Origin of the sequence: Moorena producens 3L (genome assembly GCF_000211815.1) — a bacterium.
Classification (GTDB): Bacteria; Cyanobacteriota; Cyanobacteriia; order Cyanobacteriales; family Coleofasciculaceae; genus Moorena; species Moorena producens.
In genome coordinates this window covers 8,918-32,329 of record NZ_GL890848.1, presented here as the reverse complement: position 1 = coordinate 32,329, position 23,412 = coordinate 8,918, and the positions used below count along the sequence as shown (strand labels likewise).

The 23,412-nt window shown below is 43.1% G+C and carries 18 protein-coding genes and 2 pseudogenes; 7 read left to right on the top strand and 13 right to left on the bottom strand.

Annotation, left to right across the window (positions count from 1 at the left end):
- On the top strand, positions 1-906 hold a 906-nt coding region (locus LYNGBM3L_RS10095; protein WP_044492583.1), incomplete at its 5' end, for an RNA-guided endonuclease InsQ/TnpB family protein.
- An 11-nt stretch (positions 907-917) separates the two neighbouring features.
- Here LYNGBM3L_RS10095 and LYNGBM3L_RS10090 read toward each other — a convergent pair.
- Positions 918-1,439, bottom strand: a complete 522-nt coding sequence (locus LYNGBM3L_RS10090) for a DUF4330 domain-containing protein (RefSeq protein WP_008182013.1) — start codon at positions 1,437-1,439, stop codon at positions 918-920.
- 971 nt (positions 1,440-2,410) lie between these two features.
- Between LYNGBM3L_RS10090 and LYNGBM3L_RS10085 the strand changes: the two genes are divergently transcribed.
- The gene (locus LYNGBM3L_RS10085; RefSeq protein WP_081431826.1) at positions 2,411-3,391 is read left to right on the top strand and encodes a M48 family metallopeptidase; all 981 of its coding nucleotides are present in this window, start codon (positions 2,411-2,413) and stop codon (positions 3,389-3,391) included.
- On the opposite strand, the gene LYNGBM3L_RS10080 is transcribed toward LYNGBM3L_RS10085, so the two are convergent.
- Positions 3,381-4,127, bottom strand: coding sequence for a metallophosphoesterase family protein (locus LYNGBM3L_RS10080; RefSeq protein ID WP_008182011.1), 747 nt, complete (start codon positions 4,125-4,127; stop codon positions 3,381-3,383). The two genes, LYNGBM3L_RS10085 and LYNGBM3L_RS10080, sit on opposite strands and share 11 nt — an antisense overlap.
- 589 nt (positions 4,128-4,716) lie before the next feature.
- Here LYNGBM3L_RS10080 and LYNGBM3L_RS10075 point away from each other — a divergent pair.
- Positions 4,717-5,316: a MiaE family protein gene (locus LYNGBM3L_RS10075; RefSeq protein ID WP_008182010.1), complete on the top strand. Its 600-nt coding sequence runs from the start codon at positions 4,717-4,719 to the stop codon at positions 5,314-5,316.
- Between the two features lie 120 nt (positions 5,317-5,436).
- Here the strand turns inward: LYNGBM3L_RS10075 and LYNGBM3L_RS10070 are convergent, their stop codons facing one another.
- From LYNGBM3L_RS10070 to LYNGBM3L_RS43205, 3 genes are all read right to left on the bottom strand, one after another.
- Positions 5,437-6,090, bottom strand: a complete 654-nt coding sequence (locus tag LYNGBM3L_RS10070; protein WP_008182009.1) for an HAD-IA family hydrolase — start codon at positions 6,088-6,090, stop codon at positions 5,437-5,439.
- A 182-nt stretch (positions 6,091-6,272) separates the two neighbouring features.
- The gene (locus tag LYNGBM3L_RS10065) at positions 6,273-7,469 is read right to left on the bottom strand and encodes an NAD(P)/FAD-dependent oxidoreductase (RefSeq protein WP_008182007.1); all 1,197 of its coding nucleotides are present in this window, start codon (positions 7,467-7,469) and stop codon (positions 6,273-6,275) included.
- Between the two features lie 694 nt (positions 7,470-8,163).
- The gene (locus LYNGBM3L_RS43205) at positions 8,164-8,322 is read right to left on the bottom strand and encodes a hypothetical protein (RefSeq protein WP_154659740.1); all 159 of its coding nucleotides are present in this window, start codon (positions 8,320-8,322) and stop codon (positions 8,164-8,166) included.
- Between the two features lie 125 nt (positions 8,323-8,447).
- Between LYNGBM3L_RS43205 and LYNGBM3L_RS34800 the strand changes: the two genes are divergently transcribed.
- Positions 8,448-9,092, top strand: a complete 645-nt coding sequence (locus tag LYNGBM3L_RS34800) for a hypothetical protein (protein ID WP_008182005.1) — start codon at positions 8,448-8,450, stop codon at positions 9,090-9,092.
- Between the two features lie 201 nt (positions 9,093-9,293).
- On the opposite strand, the gene LYNGBM3L_RS10055 is transcribed toward LYNGBM3L_RS34800, so the two are convergent.
- The 5 genes from LYNGBM3L_RS10055 to LYNGBM3L_RS44980 form a co-directional block, all read right to left on the bottom strand.
- Complete coding sequence (locus tag LYNGBM3L_RS10055) at positions 9,294-10,139, bottom strand: DUF4388 domain-containing protein (protein ID WP_008182003.1); 846 nt, start codon at positions 10,137-10,139, stop codon at positions 9,294-9,296.
- Positions 10,140-10,864: 725 nt separating this feature from the next.
- On the bottom strand, positions 10,865-11,623 hold the full coding sequence (locus LYNGBM3L_RS10045; protein WP_008182001.1) for a DUF4388 domain-containing protein: 759 nt from the start codon (positions 11,621-11,623) through the stop codon (positions 10,865-10,867).
- Positions 11,624-12,883: 1,260 nt separating this feature from the next.
- The gene (locus tag LYNGBM3L_RS10040) at positions 12,884-15,376 is read right to left on the bottom strand and encodes a response regulator (RefSeq protein ID WP_008182000.1); all 2,493 of its coding nucleotides are present in this window, start codon (positions 15,374-15,376) and stop codon (positions 12,884-12,886) included.
- Positions 15,377-15,827: 451 nt separating this feature from the next.
- On the bottom strand, positions 15,828-16,028 hold the full coding sequence (locus LYNGBM3L_RS40285; protein WP_131826852.1) for a hypothetical protein: 201 nt from the start codon (positions 16,026-16,028) through the stop codon (positions 15,828-15,830).
- An 894-nt stretch (positions 16,029-16,922) separates the two neighbouring features.
- Positions 16,923-17,084: a hypothetical protein gene (locus LYNGBM3L_RS44980; RefSeq protein ID WP_161603148.1), complete on the bottom strand. Its 162-nt coding sequence runs from the start codon at positions 17,082-17,084 to the stop codon at positions 16,923-16,925.
- Positions 17,085-17,203: 119 nt separating this feature from the next.
- Between LYNGBM3L_RS44980 and LYNGBM3L_RS10030 the strand changes: the two genes are divergently transcribed.
- From LYNGBM3L_RS10030 to LYNGBM3L_RS10020, 3 genes and pseudogenes are all read left to right on the top strand, one after another.
- Complete coding sequence (locus LYNGBM3L_RS10030; protein WP_008181994.1) at positions 17,204-17,584, top strand: hypothetical protein; 381 nt, start codon at positions 17,204-17,206, stop codon at positions 17,582-17,584.
- A 231-nt stretch (positions 17,585-17,815) separates the two neighbouring features.
- Positions 17,816-18,745: pseudogene (locus LYNGBM3L_RS10025) on the top strand (ISAzo13 family transposase); the annotation flags it as partial.
- 413 nt (positions 18,746-19,158) lie between these two features.
- Positions 19,159-20,477, top strand: a pseudogene (locus LYNGBM3L_RS10020) (IS701 family transposase).
- A gap of 390 nt (positions 20,478-20,867) precedes the next feature.
- Here the strand turns inward: LYNGBM3L_RS10020 and LYNGBM3L_RS10015 are convergent.
- The 3 genes from LYNGBM3L_RS10015 to LYNGBM3L_RS10005 all read right to left on the bottom strand — a co-directional run bounded on the left by LYNGBM3L_RS10015 (position 20,868) and on the right by LYNGBM3L_RS10005 (position 23,359).
- Positions 20,868-21,416 (bottom strand): GTP-binding protein, encoded by a 549-nt coding sequence (locus LYNGBM3L_RS10015; RefSeq protein WP_008181987.1) that lies wholly within the window; start codon positions 21,414-21,416, stop codon positions 20,868-20,870.
- Positions 21,417-21,566: 150 nt separating this feature from the next.
- Positions 21,567-22,427, bottom strand: coding sequence for a DUF4388 domain-containing protein (locus LYNGBM3L_RS10010; RefSeq protein ID WP_008181986.1), 861 nt, complete (start codon positions 22,425-22,427; stop codon positions 21,567-21,569).
- Positions 22,428-22,948: 521 nt separating this feature from the next.
- Positions 22,949-23,359: a roadblock/LC7 domain-containing protein gene (locus LYNGBM3L_RS10005; RefSeq protein WP_008181985.1), complete on the bottom strand. Its 411-nt coding sequence runs from the start codon at positions 23,357-23,359 to the stop codon at positions 22,949-22,951.
- Positions 23,360-23,412: the final 53 nt, after the last annotated feature.

Genomic DNA, 23,412 nt, shown 5'->3' with positions numbered 1-23,412 from the left:
GCTTTCACCAACATGTGGGAGCGTAACGCTGGATTCCCCCGATTCAAGAAAAAAGGCAGAATGAGGTCTTTTGTTTTTCCTCAAATGAAAGGGAAAAGATTAGAACATGGGTTAGTGAAATTGCCTGTAATTGGTTGGGTAAAATTCCGTCAGTCACGAGAAATTCCTAATGATGCTCAAATCAAGCAAGCTCGTATAGTTAAACGGGTTTCCGGTTGGTACGTCATGCTAACCATTCAATGGAATGTTGATTTACCTCAACCAATACCCCATGGTGAAGCAGTAGGAATTGATGTAGGATTAACTAGTTTTATTGCTACTTCTAGCGGTCTTTTAATCAAGCGTCCGAGGTTCCTGGGTGATGCCGAACGCAAGCTGAAATTGCTGCAAAAGCGTGTTTCCAGGAAACCTATAGGCTCGAAGAATTGGAGGCGCGCACAAAAAAAGGTAGCAAAACTACACGAGTATGTAGCCAATTGCCGTAAAGATTGGCACAGGAAGCTTTGCCATCATCTGTGCGATCATGCAGGGATGATATTTGTAGAAGATTTGAATCTGGTGGGGCTATCCCGTGGAATATTAGGGAAACACTGCTTAGATGCTGGGTTTGGCCAATTTTTCAAGATATTGGCACAAACTTGTTTTAAGCGTGGGGTGTATTTCCAGAAAGTAGATGCACGTAAAACCAGCCAGATTTGTCCTAATTGTTTGACAGAAACGGGAAAGAAAGAGCTTTCACAACGTACTCACATTTGCTCTGCCTGTGGCTATACAACGAATAGAGATATAGCAGCAGCTCAGGTAGTGGCAATTAGAGGATTAACAGCCGTAGGGCATACGGTGAAGATGCTTGCTGAGGGTAAATTCGTTGGAATCCCATTGAAGCAAGAATCCTCTCGCCTTTAGGCAGAGGAGTGTCAATTTACTCTGACATTAATAACACTGGCGTTGAAGTTATAATCTCTACCTTCTAACTCTACTGGGGTACCAATTTTAATCTTGCTATTGCCTAGGACTACTCCATCTTTGGTGATTGTTGCTTTACCACCTAAGGTGAGTAACATATTAATTCCATAAAAGCTAGGTCTGGGATCTGGTAGTTCTTTGATAGAGCCATCTGGTTGTGGCACCAGGACACTTCTACGCAGAATTTTGACGGATTTGACGTCAACCTGACCATAGGGTTGCTTACGAATCACAATATTAGTCTTCTTGGTCTCCTCCAACTGATTGACCAACACATCTGGTTCAAGCAAGCTTAACCCCCGGACAATAACATCTACTTCTACTGGTTTGGTGCTATTGAGTTGGGCAACGGAACCAGACTCACCAGGAAAGAAGAAGATTCCTACAACTACCAACAAAATCACCAAGGCAGCACCGAAGTCGATAATGCTCACCTTGCCAAACAAACGTCCTTTAGAATCTACAATAGCCATAAACTTGCTTAGGTTTGAGTTCTCCCCGCTTTGAAAAGACGGGGATTCTAAGTTGATGTCGTTACGCGGATTAAAACCGCGCTTGGCGCGCTTTCCAATGGCGAATCTGATTCGCCTTGGGTCGCGCCTCTCCACGACGCTTACGATACCGACTAGGAGAACCTACCTGTATCGTTGCGGCACACTCAAAGATGCCCTACCTCCCTGGCCGTAGGCCACGCTACGCGAACGGATTAACAAAAAAGTTAACCTGTGGATTTACTTTTGATTTAAAAAAACTTTCGGAGTGGTTGTACCAAACAAATTAGGGCAATAAGTCACTACTTTTTGCTGCGTTACTTACCTGTTCCTTGAGGAGTAGGATTAACCCCGTCTCTTACTGGTCGGAATCTCACCGAAAAGCGCAAAAAATCAACGTAACCAACCTTGTTCTTACTCGTCCTTCTATTCTAACACGGTAGCCGGGATAAATCCCGGGGCGCTGGCCTTTGGCCACGCGGGGCGCGTTCGCTGGCCACCCAATAAATTAGGTGGCTAACTCTCGTTTATTATCTTCTCTGTTTTTGTGAAAATTGTATAGTGTAAAGATAACTCCTTAAGGTTCCCTGGCTCTAGGTTGAATGGCTAAGGGGTTTATAACCTAGTTATGAAGGGCTCCTATTAAAGGATATCGGCTGTTAACTGCTTTTGATCTACCTAATACCTATAATTAGAGTTATCCATAACTGGTGAGTGAGAATAACAAACACCAGGTTCGTCTGTGGAACATATTACCCTATTTGGGGTTCAACCATAACGAGGAATGCTACTGGTCAGTAATTATGGCAGACAACTCCTAGTAGAGAGTTGACTTATGATGTTAAAGACAAGGCTCCTCTACAGCAAGCCATGGCTGCAAACCCTTTTTCCAGTGGAAAAAGGGATAATAGCTAAAATAATCTCTTTTCGATTTAATAATTCATAATTTTGCTATGTTCAGCAATATATTATCGATTTACTCCCGTTATCGACGTCATTTGTTATATCCGTTAATCAGCATGCTTCTATCCCTGAGTCTGGTGGTGGGAACAGCCCAGATCGCCCAAGGGGTTCCTTGGTTAGAGCTGCTATTGCGTGGTATTCAGATTATCCAGTTATCTAATATGTCTGATCAACAGGAAGTCCAAATTGGTCAGCAAATTAATCAGCAACTTGTTGGAAAGCAATTTAAGCTCTATCGCAATCGGGAAATTAATCGCTATGTTGATCAAATTGGTCAGCGACTAGCTAAAAGGAGCGAACGTCCAAACATTAACTATACATTCCAGGTGGTCGATGATGGTAATATTAATGCCTTCGCTACCATGGGAGGATTTGTTTATATTAACACGGGTTTAATCGCAGCAGCAGACAATGAAGCTCAACTGGCAAGTGTAATGGCTCATGAGATTGGTCATATCGTAGGTCGTCATAGTATCCAGCAAATTAAGCAAGCCGCGATCGCTAGAGGTTTAGCAGAAGCGGCTGGAGTTGATAGCAACACGATGGTTAATCTGGGCGTGGAATTAGCACTACGTCGTCCCAACAGTCGTCAGCATGAATTTCAAGCGGATGAACTAGGTATCAAGAACTTAAAACAAGCAGGCTATGCTCCGATAGGATCAGTAGACTTTATGAAAAAACTACTCAAGCAAAGAGGCTTTATTCCAGGGTTTTTGAGTACTCATCCGTCAACAGCAGACCGAATTGATTCCTTGGAGCAGTCTATCGATTCAAATCGTGCCTATGTTGGTGATGGATTAAACAATCGGGCTTACAAAAACAAAACTCGTGCAGTCCGCAACCAGAAAAAAGCTGCCCTCAAAAGGACAACAGGTCGTAGAGGGCGAGTGCTCAGATCAGCACAGCTAGCTCAAGAGCCGCAAGCTTGCCCAATAGTTTTTTTGTTAACCTCTAGAACCGTCAGGAGGTAATCAACACTTGACGTCGGCATATTTTACTAGGTTCTATCTTGGTCACGGCTTCTTCCAAGGGGAATTGGCGAACATAACCCCGAAAGACGTTAACTTGATAAACAAGATTATTGGTAATGTCTAGACCTGTCATCCAACCACTTTTGGGATGATAAGCACCAGTGTCTATATCTAGCCAACCACAACCTTGGGCTATTGTACCGGGAGCCACTCCTGGTAAGGTGAAAGTCATGGTGTGACCGGTGATGATCAGCTTGTCGAGAAAGTAAGGTTCACGCATACTGTGAAATTCATCCCGAATCCAACAAAATTGCTCAACGGTTTGCTCCTCAATGGTCATGCGAGGATTAACCCCGGCATGAACTAGCCAGGTATCTCCTAAATCAATGTAGGTTGGCAGTGTTTTGATCCAATCTAGGTGATCTTGGCAGACTTTTCCACCATAGCTGTTGATAGTAGTTTCACCACCACTATAGAGCCAGGCTTGTCGTGTTGAGTTAGGTACTGAATTGTTACCGATAATTTCTAGTAACATCAGCTCATGATTACCTAATAAACAGGGGTGAGCATTTTGCTTGACAAATTCCACAACCTGAGCACTCATCGGTCCTCGATCAATCAAGTCTCCGAGAAAATAAACGGTGTCGTCACTAGTGGGTGCGATCGCATCCAATAAGGTCATAAGAGGATTATAGTGACCATGAACGTCACCGATAACAATACGACGGTGGGTCATTACTTTACTTATCCAAATCTAATTTCGTTAAATATCAGGTAGATCCCTTCATATAAAATTTAAGGTTAATGGCTTTAGGCATCAGATTTCTAGGTTAAATGGCTAAGCGGGTTCTGACCAGCGTATGAAGCAGCCCTCCTCAAGCACAGAGGCTATCAACTGCTTTTGTTGTAGCTAATACCTAATACCATTAGCCTCATACCTATTTGTAGATATATGCACCGATTCTGTGAGAGTGGTCTTCCTTTTAAGATATTTCCTATTCCTGAATAGAGTCGTTAAGTGTAATAGTTTTGAGGAATAGGCTCAAGTAGCTAGTTTAACTTGTCTTATAAGTATTTATGTGTAGTGTCTATGTAAATTTATCATGAACTACCCGGATTTGCTACGGTTAAGTCGGGGTTTACGACCCAACTTGTTGCTACAAAAGCGGGTATTGAACCCAGTTTTTGACGGGATTACACCTGCGCCTTAACAAGACGAGGATTGACACGATTCAGTTAAAATTAATAGCATCGCCTACCGATCCCAAAGCCTGTTTGCAATGAACAAGCCAACTACTTTGATTTGTTTGATTTGAACAAAAACCGTGTCTTCTTCTGCTCTGCCTTTGATTAATACCCTGAAACACCCTACTAGCCAGGCTTGGATCGAGCAAGCCCTTGCAAACCTTGATGTTATTTTACTCGACCATTCCCATTGTGAACGTAAAGCGGCTGGAGTAGCACTGAATTTAATGTTTCGCTACCCATCCTACAGTAAACTGGTGCGTCAACTGACGGTCATTGCCCGTGAGGAACTAGAACACTTCGAGCAAGTTAACCAGTGGCTAGAAAGACGTAGCATTCCCTTAGGTCCCCTTTCTTCACCACCCTATGGAGCTGGATTGAAAGCTCAGATTCGCCGAAACGAACCAGAACGGTTGTTGGATTCTTTACTAGTTGCTGGACTGATCGAGGCTCGTTCTCACGAACGTTTGGGATTACTAGCAACTCACTGTTGTGATCCATCTTTAGCAAAATTTTATCATAGCTTGATGGCATCTGAGGCTCGTCACTATGGTGTTTACTGGGTACTGGCTGATACCTATTTTGAGCGAGTACTAGTAGATCAGCGGTTGGATGAGTTAGCAGTTAAAGAAAGTGAGTTGCTGGTTAGCCTTTACCCAGAACCAAGAATTCACAGTTAGCAGCCAGTCTCCTCAAAGAAATAGTCAAATTATACCAGAGCAGCGGCTATCAAGCAGACACTGGTGTGGCAACCAATAGATGCGTTCGCGTAGCGGCGACCTAGGAGCATCGCGTAATGGTTAAGTGATTGGTTTGCGCTTGATCAAAAATGCTCTCAACCGAGCTGCCTGAGCGCCCTGATAGTCTTCTTGAAAACTATCACCAATATGAAAAGCCTCCTGAGCAGTACAGTGATGTTTTTGTAAAGCAGCAGCAAAAATCTGTGGATCAGGCTTGGCAAAGCCAGTTTGGGTAGAAATTGTGATGGAGGAGAAAAATTCTTCTAATTTTAGGGCTTTTAAGACAAGATGGAGACGGGAATCAAAATTTGAGACGACACCCAACTCAATACCAATATGCTGCCATGCTTTCAGCGCTGGGATAACATCGGGATAAATGAACCAAGGTTGAGCAGTGGCAAAGTGGCCATACAGTTCGTCAAAAAAATCAATGAAATCGGTGAACTGGTCAAGTACACCAACTTGTTCAAAGGTGCGGGAGGCAATCACCCACCACCATTCAAATTCTCGCTGGGGAATTTCTTCAGGATCTGTTTCTGGAAAAACCGCTGGTTCTGCTGAGGCGAAGGCTTTGACAAAGGCTTTGTCCAAAGCTGAAGCAGGTACTGTAACCCCAAATTGATTAGCGATCGCACTATAAACTTCCCCTACACTCCCTTGAACACCAAATAGGGTACCGACAGCATCTAGAAAAATTACTCGCGGTTTTTCCATGGTTAATGGTTAATTGTTAATGGTTAATTGTTCATTTAATTTCAATTTTCCATTTTCCTGTATCTATAGCAATCCTAAATCATTTGTAAAATGATAAAAATCTGGAATCGTTGCTGGTAAAGGGTTATAGCAATTGCTTTGGCCAATATATTTCACGAATCATTTAGGACTGCTATATGCCTTTATGTTCCAGACAGAATATCAGTTAATGGTCGAGTAATCCAGTTCATGCCCACTTTCAGTTGGTGCTCTATAGTTGGCATCCGATAAAGATAGGCAAGTCGGCGTACTATGTGGGCTAAAGGACCATCCAGCTTCAGACCTAAACCACTCAGAGTTGCATTGTCTTTCCCCAAAGTCATCATCTCTCCCAACTGCTGGTAACGGAAGGGCAGCAGGGGACGCCCAGTTAAAGAAGCCCAGACATTCCAACCCACATAATCGGCTTGCTGAAAAGCGGATTGAGCTGTATTGGGAACTGGTTGATTATCAGCATCTCGGCAATCGGCTAGATCACCTAGGGCAAAAATTTCGGGATGGTCAACCGCTTGTAACCTGTGGGTGGTAGTCAGCTGACCACGGTGGTTTTGTTTGAGCGGAAGCGATCGCACAACTGGTGTCACTCTTGTTCCTACTGTCCACAGCACCAAATCTACGGGAATAGTATCCACCTGTCCTTTATACAACAGAGAAATGGTGTCAGGTCCAATGGACTCAACACTGGTTTCCAAATCAATCCAGACTTTCTGTTCATTCAAAGCTTTGCGTGCTGCTTCTCGGTTAAAGTCCGTTGATGTTCTTAAAATCACATCACCGAGTTCAATCAACCGCAACCTTCCGCGCTCTCCCAACCGTTCGGCTAGATGGCAAGCTAGTTCCACACCAGAGTAACCTGCACCAACTATAGCGATCCGGATTTTATCTGTATCGGATTCTTCCAAAATCCGTAAGCGTTCTTCCAGGTGATAGGCATCAGTAATAGTTCGGAACGGGATAGCATACTCAGCCACCCCAGGCAACTGCTCTAGAGGGGTTTCTCCACCTAGGGCTAACACCAGGCGATCATACTGAAATTCCGATCCAGTCTCTAACTGTACCTGCTGCTGTTCTACATCAATGCCTGCTACCGCTGCCTGAGTAAACCGTACACCTGTGTTTGCTAACAGTTCTTCATAGGGTGGAGCAATTTCCCAGGTTTGTAGTTCGCTGGTGATCAGTTCATACAACAGCGGTGAGAATAAGAACCGATCATTTTGATCAACCAAGACAATTTCTGGTTGTTGGGGCTTTTCCCAAGGCAGCTGGCTTAAGCGTAGGGCTGTATAGAGACCCCCAAAGCCTCCACCGAGAATGCAGATTCGGGCTGGTTGTTTAGTCATGGTTGATTGAATCGGGGATGTCCTATTAGGGGAACTTCTTTTAGCTTGATCCGCGCTTATGCCCCATATCCGTACCAAAGGTGGGCGTGGGATGAATGGCGGAGGCGGAACTTTGTTTTTTTATTTTCATCTATAATGAAGATAGCAGGGAAAACAAATTAAGAGCTAACCGCCACCTGCGTGCCTAAAAAATAGAACGAGTTGTATTGTTCCGGTGGGTCGGGGCATCCCGTGTCGTTAATAAAGCTTGCCGAACGCGCCCCGCGTGGCCTACGGCCTTGTATCCTAACCGTTGGGTGGAGTTGGCAAGAAGCCTACACTGAACTCTAAGACTCAGTGTAGGAGTATGTCACGATAGCAAGGCTATTACAACAGGATAGCTGGGTTTAACCGATACTTTTTAGCTACCAAAACCTACCAAAGGCAAATTATGGCTCGCCAATGCCAGATGCAATAGCATCCAGGGGGTATCTCCGCGCTTCTCTGACGGAATATCCCGCGAGCGCCATAAAAATGTCAAAAAAGTCTAACACCGGGATAGAGAGCGCAACTACTAAACCCTTGGTTTTCGGCTTTAATTTAAGTTACATAATAATCCCTGTCGGTGTTACCGTAATTTAAGTTTAACAAATAATCAGAGTTTTTGGTAGACTCTGCGACATTTTCTCTAGCTGTTTACTAACCTCCCCCATAGTTAATACCAATTCTTCAAAGTAGGACTATAGATACAGATGGGGAGCTCGGGAGTGTCACGAGTGTCGAGAGTGTTGGCAGTGTCGGGAGATGGCCAGATTAAATTGATGTATAGCCCTAATGCCCCAGAATTGGGATATAAGCGTGAAAATGATTTCAATTTTTATTTTCTAGTTTCTATTTTTTAACTGTTTTATCCTGATCAACCACGCTCTACCTTGAATATTGATTGATGTAACTGTTGCTTTAGACAACAGCTAGAAGCATTGTTTTGAGCGAAGCCAAATGAAAAGTTTTCAACACTATCTAGCTCCTGTTGCGATTGGAGCAATTGTCGTTGGTTTCAGTAGCTATGGTTTGGTGAGTGATAACAATCCTGGTTCCCAGAAAACTCCTGTAGCGAATCTATCTGCTGAACCAGCCACCGAGGCTAGCTCTACCACTGGTGTAGCACCCTCTAATACTACTCTACCTAAGATTACTGTACCTACGGAAGAAACTCAACCAGGAACCAAGGTTGGTAAGGTCGCGCTTAAGGCTACAGTCAGCCAAGGTAATAATAATAGCAATCGAGCTAACGGAGTAATTCTTAATGTCTATCGGGCTGACAGTCAGTGTCAGTCTCTGGTATCTGAACAGGTAGCTGTACCAGTAGGAAATCCAGTAAATACAGTTATAGGAAAAGTTTTAGAGACTGGTAACTCCAGTGACTTTAATGTATCGGGATACCGCGTGAAGGTCAATGCCAATACTGGTGTGGCTACCGTCGATTTGCGCCTATCACCAGATTCCCAGCGGCAGTTTGTCTCCCTCTCCACTTGTGAGCAATTTGCCCTTTTCGGTAGTTTGCGTAAAACTCTTACTGCTAACTCTCAGTTGAATATTAAAGATGTTCGCTTCACAGAGCAAGGAGAAGATATTTATCTTTGAACTGTTCGATCAAACTTACACAAAACGTCAGTTTATGACGCTTTCAGAGGCAAACCCCATCTAAATTCCAAAACCCTTATCCAGTAAGGATTTCATCAATTGATTAAAAACCGGACTCGATTGCTGAAATCCTCACCTCGCCAGCATGTACAAAAATAAGATGCGATAGCCGCAGCCCTGTCCGCTCATCCGACGCCGACGCTACTGCTTTCGGACCTGGGATGAATTGCGGCGGAAGCTAACGAATGGATATTTTTGTTTGTCGAGAGCAATTTGCTTTTGTCTAGATTTGTCTAAGTTTTGATGAGAAGTATCCTTCAACAAAGGTCTTGCTTGTGCAAGACCCACTGTGATTAACCTAAACGCAATCTGCCTTACTTGTGCTACTGGTAGTTTCAGCTGCTTTGCGATCGCTTTCAGAGAAACTTTGCCTGTTGTATAATTCCACACTTTGCATTCTAAAACGTTGAGTCGATAATGGGATTGGGGTGGATCGCAGATGGTACTGACTAAACCCCAATCAGGGTCAGGCAATTGCTCAGCCAAAGCCTCCCAGTGGTGCAGTTCCCTTAACCCGATCAATGTCGCTTCTGTTGCCGGTATACTTAAACCGGTCATTTCCAGGATTGGGATCGGCACGTTCTGCTCGAATTTAAATCGACCATCTTTCAGTTCAAACAAAGGACACACTTGCCGTTGTATTTGAATCTGAAACAACCATTTTAGTTGTGCAGTTTGTACAATACCTTGACTTTGGAGATATAAACCAAGTGGCTGATTGGGAGTACATGACTGAGCTAGTGTAGTGACTATACTGTGTTTAACCCACTGATGTTGAGCAATCAGGACAATTAAACCCTGATGGTCCAATCGATTAGCTGCTGCCACAATCCGACCCTGGTAAACCCAAAAGTGATGAACTGGTCGCCGGTATCCAGAAACTCTGGGTAAGGCAGTAATTCTGAGCCAACCAGTTTTCTTTCCTTTCTCTAGAAACTGAAAAAGTTCTGGCAAGTATAAGTCGCTTAGGTAACCATTAAGGGACATGTCGGGTAATTAAAACCAAGAGAGCACCTTGAGAGTGTCAACTATGAGTGACAATAAATTATATAGTGTTAGATGGTTTGTGCGGCACAATCCAAGTTTTAGCTGAACCGCGATCAGCCCCACGTGTCACCCTGGGAGTTGCCTTCTGTTTACTAAAGCCGAGAGTCCTTAGGACAAGCAGAAGGAGTAGGTTAGCCAGCGGACCGGGCTTTCAAGGTGCGGACGCAACCTTTGAGCACTCAGCCCCTCATCAATCCCAGACAGAGGTTTGGTTTTTTTGATCGGAGCAAAGATGTTGTGCTATAATGCTATGCCGTTGACCAGAACCACAAAGTGCTAAGTTGGAATTAAATAACATCGTCCCTTGATGCTGATGGGTGAAAGTTCTTTTCAATAGTTGGAAACGTAGCTGAAGAAGCTGGATACGTAGTGTTTGAGTAAAACCCTGCCTCTAAGTCTCAACTCTTTTCTTATCGAGATGAGTGCCAAAGAAATGATTGTAGTATTCAAGACTAGTTTGATTACGATTTCCAGCTTTGGATTAACGGTGATATCAACTGAGCAATCAACCAAAGCGCTAGCAATTCTGGATATGTTTCCAACTCTAAAAAGCGCTCTGAGGGAATACAGTTGTGCTTACCTCCACAATTAATATTACCTTTAAGTAGTACTTTAAGGAAGTTTTTATCCCGTTTAAAAAGGGCTCAAAAAACCACACTTGACCGTCAGGTCAATGTAGATAGGTCACATAAGTTGCTAACCAATAAGGGAACTTCTTCTACTAAACCTGTTGTGATTAGTCTAAAAGCAACTTGTTGCACTTTTTCTACTGGTAATCTCAGTTGCCTTGCAATTCTCTTGAGAGAAACATTGCCATTTGTGTACTCCCAAACTTGCCACTCTATAGAATCCAAACTGTATTTAGGTTGACCACCGTTGATACTGACCAAACCGCCATTGGGGTCAGGTAATTTATCTGCCAGAGCTTGCCAGTTGCGGAGCGATCGCAATCCTTTCAACATAGCTATTTTTGTTGGTATACTCAAACCCGTCATTTCTCGTGTTGGTATGGGTACATTCTGTTCAAAGTTAAACTGACCATCTCTGAGCTGAAACAAAGCACACACATGCTGTAGAATTTGCATTCGAAATAGCTGTTTTAATTGTTCACCTTGTAAAGCACCCTGAGTTCTGAGGCATAAACCCAGAGGTTTATCTATGGCACACAGCTGAGCTAACTTAGCAATTACCCGTTCGCTAACCCCGCAGTGTTCAACAATCAGCGATACCAAACCTTGATTGTCTAACCGATCTGCAGCTGCCACCAGGTGACCCTGATATACCCAAATATAATGAATCCTCCTAGGGGTTGCTTGGTTTATTGGCAAGGGAAGCAACCTTAGCAAACCAGTTTTTTGTCCCTGGGCGATAAACTGAAACACTTCTGGTAGGGAAATATCGGTTAAATGGCCTGTAACAGACATAATTGTTAATTGGCTTCATACTAAAGGGTTAGCGGAAATTACTAATTTATAATATATTAAGATTTGTTAAAAAAACACCTGGAAATCATTTTTAAAAGTCAAAGTCAACGTTTTATGACCTGAGTGGCTTGTTAATTTGAAATTAAATCCCATATCAATTTATTAATCCTCTTGAGAGAAACAATAATTGGTAACAGTTTCCGAAAGGTCAGACCCCTCAATTGATTAGGTGGTAGCGATGTTAAGATTGGTAAAAAGTTTTCCTAAAACGCTTCTACCTTAAGATCTGGAATACCAAAATTATTGCTATGGGCAGATAAATTTTCCAACAAATTTTATATTTAACACGCGAGGGGAAAAGCACATTCATAGGCTATAAACGGTTGTATACCCTGTTCTATACCCTATTGGTAAGGCTTGATTTTTTAGTTAGACTCTGATCAGTAATTGCTTACTAGGGTTGGATCAAAATCTTTCAACTGACGCGTTCGCCAATAGGCTGTGCATCCACAACCTACGTTACCCTTCATTGAATGGCTATACTTAATGGCAAGGGCTACTCTAGCCAAAAGCCACCTCAAAGAAGAACAACAACGCCTATGGGCGCGAAAGCGGCTTCCCATAAGGGCATCATATCTGTACGAGAATCCATTCAGGGTAAGCCCTACAAACTCTATGGGCTGCAACCTATTTTTTTGAGATTAGATTCCCCCTTCAGATGAAAGCCCACAAAAATCAATCTCTTGGTGCGCATTCCCTAACGCTTTAAAAAAGCGTGGGGTTCCACGGTTTGAAAAATCGCGGGATCAAACCGCCAAACTACTATTGCCTGACTTCCCACCCAATATTCGGATTAGAAACAAAGCAACGAAGGTTTGCGACTTGGATCAATGAACGTCGATTCCGACGGAAAGTCTGCACTTTCGCTCTTGCTGAACTATTGTCGGATTCGACTAAATAAGCTTTACACCCTAATGAGGTCATAAAAATGACCTATGCTTGATGGCTACTCTCAAGCTTTATACTTTTGAGCCTAACTCCAAATCAAAGATCAATATCTTTGAACCGATAATCTTTAAAGTATCTTTATATTAGAGCCAATTGTGAAATAGTCGAGTAAGTTGTAAATAAAATGTGAATGTATCGGTTCCATTTTTCACGTCCTACCTAGTAGCAATTGGGTTTAATGGATCAAAATCAGCTTGGTGTAAGGCTCAGAAAGCTTTGCTCACCTACTGAAAAATTACTACTGAAAAATTACTACTGACTGATCTTTCCAGCTAGGGATTGAGCTGGGAATACACAATCTTGACCAGTGGCTTTGGCTCGCTCAATAGCCTCATCAGCGGCTCGATAGAGGCTTTCGATGTCTGTGCCATCCTCAGGGTACTCTGCCACCCCAGCACTAAATGTTACCTGCACTAGATCACAGTCATCAAATTCTTCACTAACAGTCTCCAAAATTTCTTGGAGCCTTCTGACCCCAGCCTGTCGATTGAGACCATACATCCCGATGAAGAACTCCTTACCTCCCCAGCGGGCAACTATATCCTCGCTGCGAAACTTTTGCCGCAAGATTTGTCCCAACCGCCTAAGCATTCTATCTCCCATCACATGACCAAATTGCTCATTCACCTGCTTTAAGTTGTTTAAATCCAATAAGGCATAGCAAAGAGGTTGATGGTACCGTTGGGATAAGCGCAGTAATCGGTTAAATTCTATGGTAGATTGACGACGATTAGCCACACCAGTTAATTGGTCAGTTTCTCCTAAACTACGGAGCAGTTTGGTACGCTCTAGACGATGGAAAACACGGGTGACTAACTCGGATTTCGTTATCGGTTTAAAGATATAGTCATCAGCTCCAGCTTGATAAATGCGGTGAATTGTTTCAGAGTCTAGGTGTTCACAAAGCAATAGGATAGGTAATCCATGCCAGATGCGATCATTGCGCACAACTTGGCACAGTTCAATCCCATTGAATTGGGGCATGTCTAAATCCAAAATCAGTAGATCAGGTCCTGTCGCTTCGAGCTGTTCCCAAAATTGATCGGGTTCTTCTAAGGTAATAATCTGCACTCCTAAAGGTTGTAGGAAGTGTCGTATACTTTCGAGCACTAGGGGATCATCGTCTACTGCCAGGACTTTGGCGGTGGAAGGTCTGTCTTGATTTAAGACATCTTCAACGGTTTCTAGTAACTGTATTGGGGTAACGGGTTTGGATAAAAACGCCCTTCCTCCCTGACGAGCAACCTCAACGCGATCGCTAAACCGATTTTGCTGTGTAGAAACGATTACTGGGATTTGAGGGTATTGGTTCTGGAAATATTTTAGGAGTGCGATTCCGACCTCTGGATAATTGGGAAACATCAAGTCCAGTAGCACAACATCAGGTATTTCTTGATCCATGACAACTCTGGCTTCCCTGGGATCTAGGACAACTTTTACTTGCATATCCCAATTGACTGCTTCTCTTTCCAACTGTTGTGTCAGTTGCACGTCTCCATCGATAACTAAAATCAAGGGAAGCTTTTTTGGGAATTGGTCGGGTGCCAGGGGTTCTGATCTATCATCCTCGGTTAGTTCAGAGTCTTTTAATACAGTAATGCTAGGATTATCTTCCAACTCACTACTGACATCACCAGAGAATGGTGATGGAGGTTGCTGGAGTTCTTCAGACAGAAGTGCTACCAAAGATGCCAGATTTTGAATATTAGTTGGGGAGGTTAGCTGCTGTAATTGAGGACTAGGCAATTCTATTTGGTTGTCATAGTTCCTGCGTCTTGACAGATATCTACCTTTACCGGAGTTCCTTGTCTTGGTTATACTGACTTCCTGTAGCCAGTACTCAATAGTTTGGGCTAGCCGTGATCCTTCCACTAAGCCAAACTTATCTAAAGCTCTAACGAGCTTGTGGACTTGCTGCTGGGCTTGTTTTCGCAGATCCTCAGTAAGATGTCCGGCTTCGAGAGCATTAACTGCCTGTTCTAAAGTGGCAAACTGACGCCACATGGTTCCTTTAGAACGCTCCCAAGGCTGATTGAACCTGGTTGGGGTTGGTTTGAGTTTCTTTCTCTTGCTCCTCGGTAAGCTCTTGAGGCGATAGCCCATACCATAGACAGTTTCAATCATATCATCAGCTTCAACACTCTTGAGCTTGCGCCTTAACCCCTTAACATGTGCCCTAACTGTTTCTGGTGAAGGAGGGTCTTCAAATGACCACAGATGTCCGAGAATGAAACTCTGACTAAATACTCGGCGCGGATGGCTCAAGAATAGTTCTAGAAGACCGTATTCCTTTGGTGAGAGATGGAGCAGTTGACCTTTATAAGTTACTTCACAGGTACTCGGGTCTAGGCAGACATCACCCCATTCCAGTAGCCTTAATCCAGAAACACTGTGGTGACGCAGTAATGTCCTAATTCGAGTCAACAGATTCTTGGCTGTAAAGGGTTTAACAATATAATCATCAGCTTCAGCATTAAGCTTGACTTGCTCAGCAGTAGCTGCTTGAGAAAGCAACAGCAAAATCCCTCTATCATAGCTTGCCTGCCGTAGTCGCTTACACAAGCTGATACCATCGAGCTTGGGTAAATCCACTTCCAGCACAATCAGGTCATAGGTAAAGGCTTGAGCATACTCGCAACCTTCTTCCCCATCTCCAGCAATATTTACAATATAATTCTGCTCTCTCAACACTTTACTCAAGGTTAGAGCTAGAGCATTGTCATCCTCTACCAGCAAAAGTCTCATGAACAATCCTGCTGTAAGCCTAGTCCTTTACAAATTTTGGATAAACACAGAACACTAAAAAATATACCTCTTTTGACCTAAGCATTCAGGCGTCAGCTGTCAGCTGTCAGCTTAAAATAAACCTGATTTGGGAGAATTTAAAGGTGCCCTTGACCCATTAAGAATTAAATTCGCCAAGGTCAAGCGCACCTGTGGAATGGGCATCTGGCCGTGGAATGGGGATCTGGCCGTGGAACGGGGATCTGGCCGTGGAACGGGGATCTGGCCGTGGAACGGGGATCTGGCCGTGGAACGGGGATCTGGCCGTGGAACGGGGATCTGGCCGTGGAACGGGGATCTTGCCCGTTTCATTTCCGGGCGGGCAGGATGCCCACTCTACTCTTATTCATTCAAAGACTGACGCAACGCCCAAATGCTTACCTCTTTTATTCAAAAGCTGTTCGCACCTCAATTAGCGTGGCCATTCCCTTAGTGTGGCCTTTGGCCAATGCCAAGGGTGGCCATCGCCCATAAGCACCTTAAGTAGCGTAGCCAAAGGCCAAAGGCTGATGGCTGATAGCTGAATGCTTACCTTTTGACAGATGCTATATGTAATTTCTTGATATGTGTTCACCACTATTTGGGTTTTACCATTAGTAACGGCTAGTTGCACTGGATCATCTCAAAATTCTGTAAAGAGTGTGTAAAGATTGTGTCAACTTGAGAAGTGAGCCTTCCCTCTCTTGGTGGGCGTTTCCTAGCGCTCTCTTGGTGCCCATTCACCCTTAGCTTTGAAAAAGCGCGGGGTCGCACCGCATCTTTGATCGCAACGCGCGGATGAGCGGCGTTACCACTCCTTTAACGAAAGGGTAGCGATGAAGCCTCTGTTATTCGAGAACACTAGTCCAGTAATAATACCAAGTTGGACTCAAATTCGTAAGTCATTCTCTTGGTGGGCCTTCCCTAGCGCTTTGAAAAAGCGCAGGATACCACCGCTTTCAGTTGTTATTAGTCCTTTGTCACCACTCGATAACCAATAATCGAGTAATAGAACTGGATAAATTCACGCTCGATCGGGATTTATAGCCATCAAAGCCTCACGGGGTGACAACCCCGTGAAAACCCAACCAGATTGAGATTTTAAGGAATTGATGGTAGAAAAAGATCGGTCTTGAACTTGTGAGCCAGACCGATCAAAAAATGATATTACCTGAACTATATCTTACTCACCTATCACAATACTTCAGTGAGGCTCAATTAATCACTTTATAAATTTTATTGTTGCTACTGCAAATCCATAAACAGATTAAGATTGAAAGGTTAGCCGCTCATTTTACTTTACCAATTAAGTCCGAAATTCGCCGTCGTCATCTTCAAAGGTTTTTCAAGTTACAGTCGAACTCAGGAGCTCTGATTTTGTTACCAATTATTCAAACAATAATTTCTAATAAATCTCCCAAAAAATAGAGGTTATATCTAGTGTTGGATAGAACTCAATGGCAAGATATAGCAGTCGCCAGGGTAATTAGGACATGACAAAAGTCTCAAACTACAGTTTGGCTTGAGTTTAACTTCTGACTTCTGACTTCTGACTTCTGACTTCTGCTATAAAAACTTGTTTATGGTGGGGGTAATTCTTGGAAAACGGGCACTCCCAATTTACTGGCATTGTCTTGATGCAATAGCGAGTGGTTTGTTCGCGTTCGCCTTTGGCGTGGCCTACGGCCAAGCGTGGCCTACGGCCAAGTTACCGTAAGACAGGCTCGCCTTAGGAGTTGCGCAGAAATAAGTTTATGATAAGGGTCTAAAAATGAGACAATAGAATCGAAGTGATTGTTTCTGGGAAAAATGTCAATAATTGAGGATATTAGAACCAAATTTGAGGCTTTAATGCCATACATGGATGAAAAACTCAGACGATTGTGGTCAGGAGTTGAAGCAGTATCTTTAGGGAAAGAAGGAATAAAAACAGTGGCTTTTGCGACTGGATTATCAAGTAAAACCATTAAAAGGGGAATTCAAGAACTACAAGTTCCAATTGTTCAAGATGATAATCAAAATCAAATAATCAGCTCAACTAAGATCCACAGAAAAGTGAGAAAACCTGGAGGTGGACGCAAAAGTCTATCGCAAAATGACCACACATTAATTCAAGATTTAGAAAAATTAATTGCACCAGCGACTCGTGGAGATCCATGTGGGAGCAGGTCAAATTTGCCGAACAAATGAACTACTTGACAAAACACCAAAAATTCTGTTATTGAGCCGGTCTTAGTTGCAGAACAGATCAACTATGTACCATTAGAGCAAGCTTAAACCCGGGGGCTATAGTAATGGTAAAAATATTCGGCATTTCTGACATGCTCCCCCTATTACCTATTACCCATTACCTATTACCCATTACCTATTACCCATTACCCAGATAAGCGTACAAATGTTCTGCATAAGTGACATGCTCCCGATCCATGTTCCCCGTTACTCTGGACATCGAAAAGTACAGCAAAATTAGCCAAAGCTCTAAAAGAAATGGGACATCAAATTAGTCCAAGAACGGTGGCAAAATTGTTGAAGCAATTAGGGTATAGTTTACAGAGTAATAGAAAAACTTCGGTTCGCGCAGCGTCTCCGAAGGAGAAAGGTTCATCTGATCAAGATAGAGATGCTCAATTTCAATACATTAATGAGAAAGTCAAAGATTTTCAAGAGCGTAATCAGCCAGTAATTTCAGTAGATACAAAAAAAAAAGAATTGATTGGAAATTATCGCAACGTAGGACAAGAGTGGCATCGAAAAAAAGAGCCACTTCAAGTTAAAATTCATGATTTTCCTGATCCAGAACAAGGAAAAGTAATTCCTGAGGTCGTTTATGATGTAACTGATAACTCGGGATGGGTCAACGTAGGAATAAGTCATGATACAGCTGAGAGAGCCGTAGCTTCCATTCGTCAATGGTGGAAAAATATGGGAAAAAAAGTTTATCCAGCAGCTAAAGAAATACTGATAACAGCTGACTCTGGTGGCAGTAATGGCTATCGAATTAGATTAGGGAAAAGTGAGTTACAAAAATTAGCGACGGAAATCGGATTGACCATCAAAGTATCCCATTTGCCTCCCGGGACAAGCAAATGGAATAAAATTGAACATCGAAGGTTTTGTCACATAACAAAAAACTGGAGAGGTAGACCTTTAACAAGTCAAGAAGTTGTCGTAAATTTAATTAGTCATACTACGACTAATACCGGACTTAATATCCAAGCTGAATTGGACAAAAATGACTATAAAACTGGCATAAAAGTTAGGGAAAAAGACTTTAATGAGGTGCAGATTGTGCGAGAATTTTTTCATGGAGAATGGAACTATGCTATCCTGCCTCAATCAACGTCTAAATAGGGAAAGTTATTTTTGCGCGAATTCTTAATCAATAAGTTTTAACCATGCATCTGCATAGCCTACCAACCATAAAGGCTCCCCTGTCTAAGGTTTCGTCTCCGGGGGAAACCACGGCAAAGCGCGAGTGGGGGGAACCCCCTTTGGCGGCGCTGCCTCCCCTGTTCCGAAGCTGCATCGCTTCCTCAACAAAAGAGGTGCCAGTAATTGTGATCAGCAAAAAGCAATACTAAGACCAGTATTAAAGTTATTGGGCTCTACCGAACATAGTGTGTATAAAACCGCGCTTATGGCCGAATAGGTCGGATGGGACGGGTTATTTATAAAAAATCATTCTATTGGTACTTAAACTAAAATCGAGAATCAATAAAGGTATAATACAGTTATGGCCGACATTTCACGTTAAGACTTGAGGAATGAAAGAGACAACTCCCGCACCCCTTGCCCCCTTGCTTCGAACGATGGTGTAAACCCTTTGATGATGTCTGGACCCATAAAGCCCAAAAACGGGAGTTTAGGAACTATATAGGTGGATTATTAGGGGAAAGTGAACGAAAAAACCTGTCTCAAATGGCTTATAACCCTGTGGGAGTGACTTACCACCGATTACATCATTGTCTTGATGCAATAGCGAGTGGGGGAAACCCCCTTTGGCCGACTGCATCGCTTTTTGACGGAAGCGCCCTGGTCAGCCGAACCGGTTGAACGCCGCCTGATCGTGATGAATCAGTGTAGCCAAACCCGGATCAGTAGAGGATTCACGTTAATTGTTGATGACTCAGGACTCGCGAAAAAGCGGCAATTTCACAGCCGGAGTGGGACGGCAGTACATGGTCGAAATCGGTAAAATCGATAATGGGGTAGTAGTGGTAACAACTGATCTATATGATGGCCAAAAAAGCCTACCATTAGATTTAGAGTTATATCAACACGCCAGTTCTTTACCTCAGGGAAACAAAGACCCTGAATTCAAGAAAAAGCCGGAGCTAGCTTTAGGGTTAATTGACCGCAGCTTGCTGAGAGGATACCGACCGGGGTACGTGGTAATTGATGCTGGCTATGGAAATAACACAACATTTCTGCATAAGCTGGAAAAAAGGAAACTAAAGTATTTAGGGGGATTAGCCAAAAACCGCCAAGTTATAAGTCAAACATCGGCAAATAACAGAGAGGAAATTCCCTTAGATAAATTAGCATCAGTCTTGCCTGGCTCAGCTTTTATCCCGGTTAACCTCAATCTAAATCAATCGAAAACAGTTTGGGTGGCCACTGTTGAAGTTGAACTATCACAGCTCGAAGGAACGAGAACAATTGCTATCGTCAATCAGGCCTCGACCTTCGACCAAGAAGCGTGAGATTGACTATTTGATTACCAATGTTGACTCAACAAAAGCCACAGCCGAGTGGATAGTAACTAGCTATGCTCAAAGGAATTGGGTGGAAGTTTTCGATCGAGAAGCCAAAGGATGGTTAGGGCTTAAAGAATATCAAGTCAGAGATGCTCGCAGCTTGCTGAGACATTTCATTCTTGTGTTTTGTGCCTATACATTTATTTTATGGCACACCTTAACTGGAGGGTTAAGAAGACGTTGGGCTAACAAACCTTTAAAAACCTTTCCTGAGTCATTAGAGGCGTAACGGAGCAGCGATGTCTTTCCGTTTTGTGGAGTGGCTGACTCAAAATCGCAACCTATTCTTCGCTTACAAAGCTGCTTTGGGCTTTATTTGGGCTTGATATCTGTTTAAGTACCACTAGGCAGGAGTTACTCAATACTGCGCAACACACTCTATAAGTAGTAGGGGGCATTATTAACGGAAGCTACAGATAGAATTGCTGCGTAAGTTCTGCTAGGGTGGGCATTATCCACCCTACTACTAACCTAAGTTGCTAGTTATCAAAAAACACCTCAAAATGGCTTCAAGACACCAAAACTTAGTATCGATAGATCCTTAATTATATAGATTATTGGTATTAAGAGCTACCATTTATGGGTATAACTAGCCAGGGCAAACGTATCTTGTCAATAAACTGGGGATAGTTCTCAATAAACCCTGCCTTGTCTGTCTTGTCTTCGTTGTCCCCTTGTAGCCTTAGTTTGAGATTTTCCGGCGATAGACCCACACTTTAGTCATTAGGGTGAGTGTGGGATATGTCACATTTAATGAAATATTGTACTAGCACTATTAATGCTTGAATCACAGAATCTCGTTGATTGGCATTGAGGCTGACCATCGGGGGTCGATTGCTTTCATCCACAAAGCCCAACGCGATCGCTACATCCTCTTCTGACCAAGCTCCTTCACAATCAACATGGGTTAGACCAATCACTAGGGGAATTTTCACACGCTGTCCCATAAAACTGAGCAGGCGACGGGAAGAGCTAAACTGACTGGGACGATGGGCATCAACAAGGAGTATGTAAGCATGCGCTTTCCGAATCAGGATATCCCACATGAAATCAAAGCGAGACTGTCCTGGAGTACCATATAAATGTAGCGCCATATCTTGAGCAAATTGCAAACGCCCAAAGTCCATCGCTACTGTAGTTTTTTGCTTAATTTTAGTTGTCACGTCCGTTGCTAGGCAATCTGTATCCACTACATCAATTTCGCTAACCGAGCGAATGAAAGAGGATTTTCCAGCACCCACGGCACCGGTTACAACTAGACGCATAATTTCCACGCTTATTTGCTGTTAGCCGTTCTGAAGCAGAATCGGAAACACGACAACATTATTGTCAACCACAGGATTAGGATTACCATACTCTGATTGCAGAAAAACTACCATTAACTCCAAAAAGTACCTAGCTGTTATTAATCGTTATTACCTCCTTAAGAAACCAAGTAAGTGTTGCACAAAGCGATTGCTCAGCTCTTGAGGATTGTCCTCCTCAGTTCGATTTGCCCCAACGGCGACTGGCTCTAATCCCTGTGATTGCCAATAGTTCTGTTGATATGAAGTAAGCATAGGCACTTCTGCGACTAAACCCACGCTAATCAGCCGGAAGGATATCTGTTGAACCGTTTCCAGAGACTTCCCCAACCGAGTAGCAATATCAGTGAGGGGAATCGACCCATTGGCTAATTTCCAAACTGCAGCTTCCATAGGGTCTAGCCCTAACTGGCGATGACCAACCATCGCCCTAGATAGTGCTGAGGTTGTCTCAGGTAGCTTGTCTGCTAATCCAGTCCAATCTGGTAGAGCTCGCAGACCAATTAGAGTTGCTTTGGTAGCTGAGATGCTTAAACCCGTCATTTCTATCGTGGGCAAGGTTGCCTTAGAGTCAAACCTAAATTTAGCATCTTTGAGCCGGAATAAGCCACAAACTGAGCGTATAACCTGGGCATGAAATAGTAGTCTCAACTGCTCTGGATGCAGAAATCCCTTAGTCTTCAAGTACAGACCAATCGGTTTATTCGCCGGACATCGATTTACCTGTTCATTAATTACCTCAGGGCTCAGCCAACCCCGCTGACACATCATTTTCAGCAGGCATTGGTGATCCAGACGATAGCTAACTGCCAAGATCCGACCTTGGCGCAGTAGAATATGTCGAGCTTTTATTTCCTGACTATGCCTACTTAGCTTGAATCGGAGGGTTAGTAATCCAGTTTTGTTTCCTTGATCGAGGAACTGAAACAATTCTGGGAGGGAAAATTCCGCTAAAGAACTCGTGATAGCCATTACTTGCCAATAATAAAGAAAGTCACCTATTACTAGGCTTAAGTTTATTGATAGTCACAAGACATAATGAATAATCTATTTTTTTTGATCGATTTTTTCGGATTTTATATTAAAGTTATTAAATTTTAATTATTTTACAATACAATTCTAACCATTGGGTTAGTAATTCCCTAAGTGTAAAGTCAAAAATTTCTATCTTATGACTGATGCGTAAAATGAAGATATAAGCCTTCGAGAGGAGAGGTTCAGCAGGGTTTCTGACATTGGCAATCTGACATTGGCAATAGGCTTAACTCAAACCTGGCGCTTAGATAGTTTTCCCACTATAGCCACTTCCAGTTAATACGATAGGTATATTGAGTTACCTAAAATCAAAAGGATTTCTTAAATTATTCAAATAACAGCTACCATTTTTACCAAAATCATTATTATATATTATATTCAATTATTGGTCAAGATAAAATTAACCCACCCTAATCTAAGCAGTGGCAACCTTTCAGATCGTTGCTGTGGCACTTTAGCTAGAGTTTTGTTTCATAAATTCCTGGTATGCTCTGGTGAGGCTCTAAGGCAGCCTTCAAATCTGGAATCACCCGCTTGATTTCCAGCATCAGCACCCCCTGTTTAGCTGCCTTGGTGGCTAAGACTAATAGAACCGCATACTCGCCACAGTTGGTTAGTATGCCATAACCTTTATTACCTTCTACGAAAATGCGGTCTAGAATGCCTCTGGACAATTCCGAGCCAATCCGTTCACCTAGGGATAACATAGCAGCTGACATGGCTGATACTCGTTCTTCATCCATCTCGCTCGGTAAACTGGATGCTATAGGCAGCCCATCAGGAGAAACTAAAGCAGCTCCTTGAACCTCACTGGTGCTGGTGACAAAATTTTGGATAATGGTCTCCAGCTTGGCGGTATTAATGGTCATGGTTATCCATTCCTCATCAAAACGTTACTGCTCAATCGAGTTTGTCGAAAATA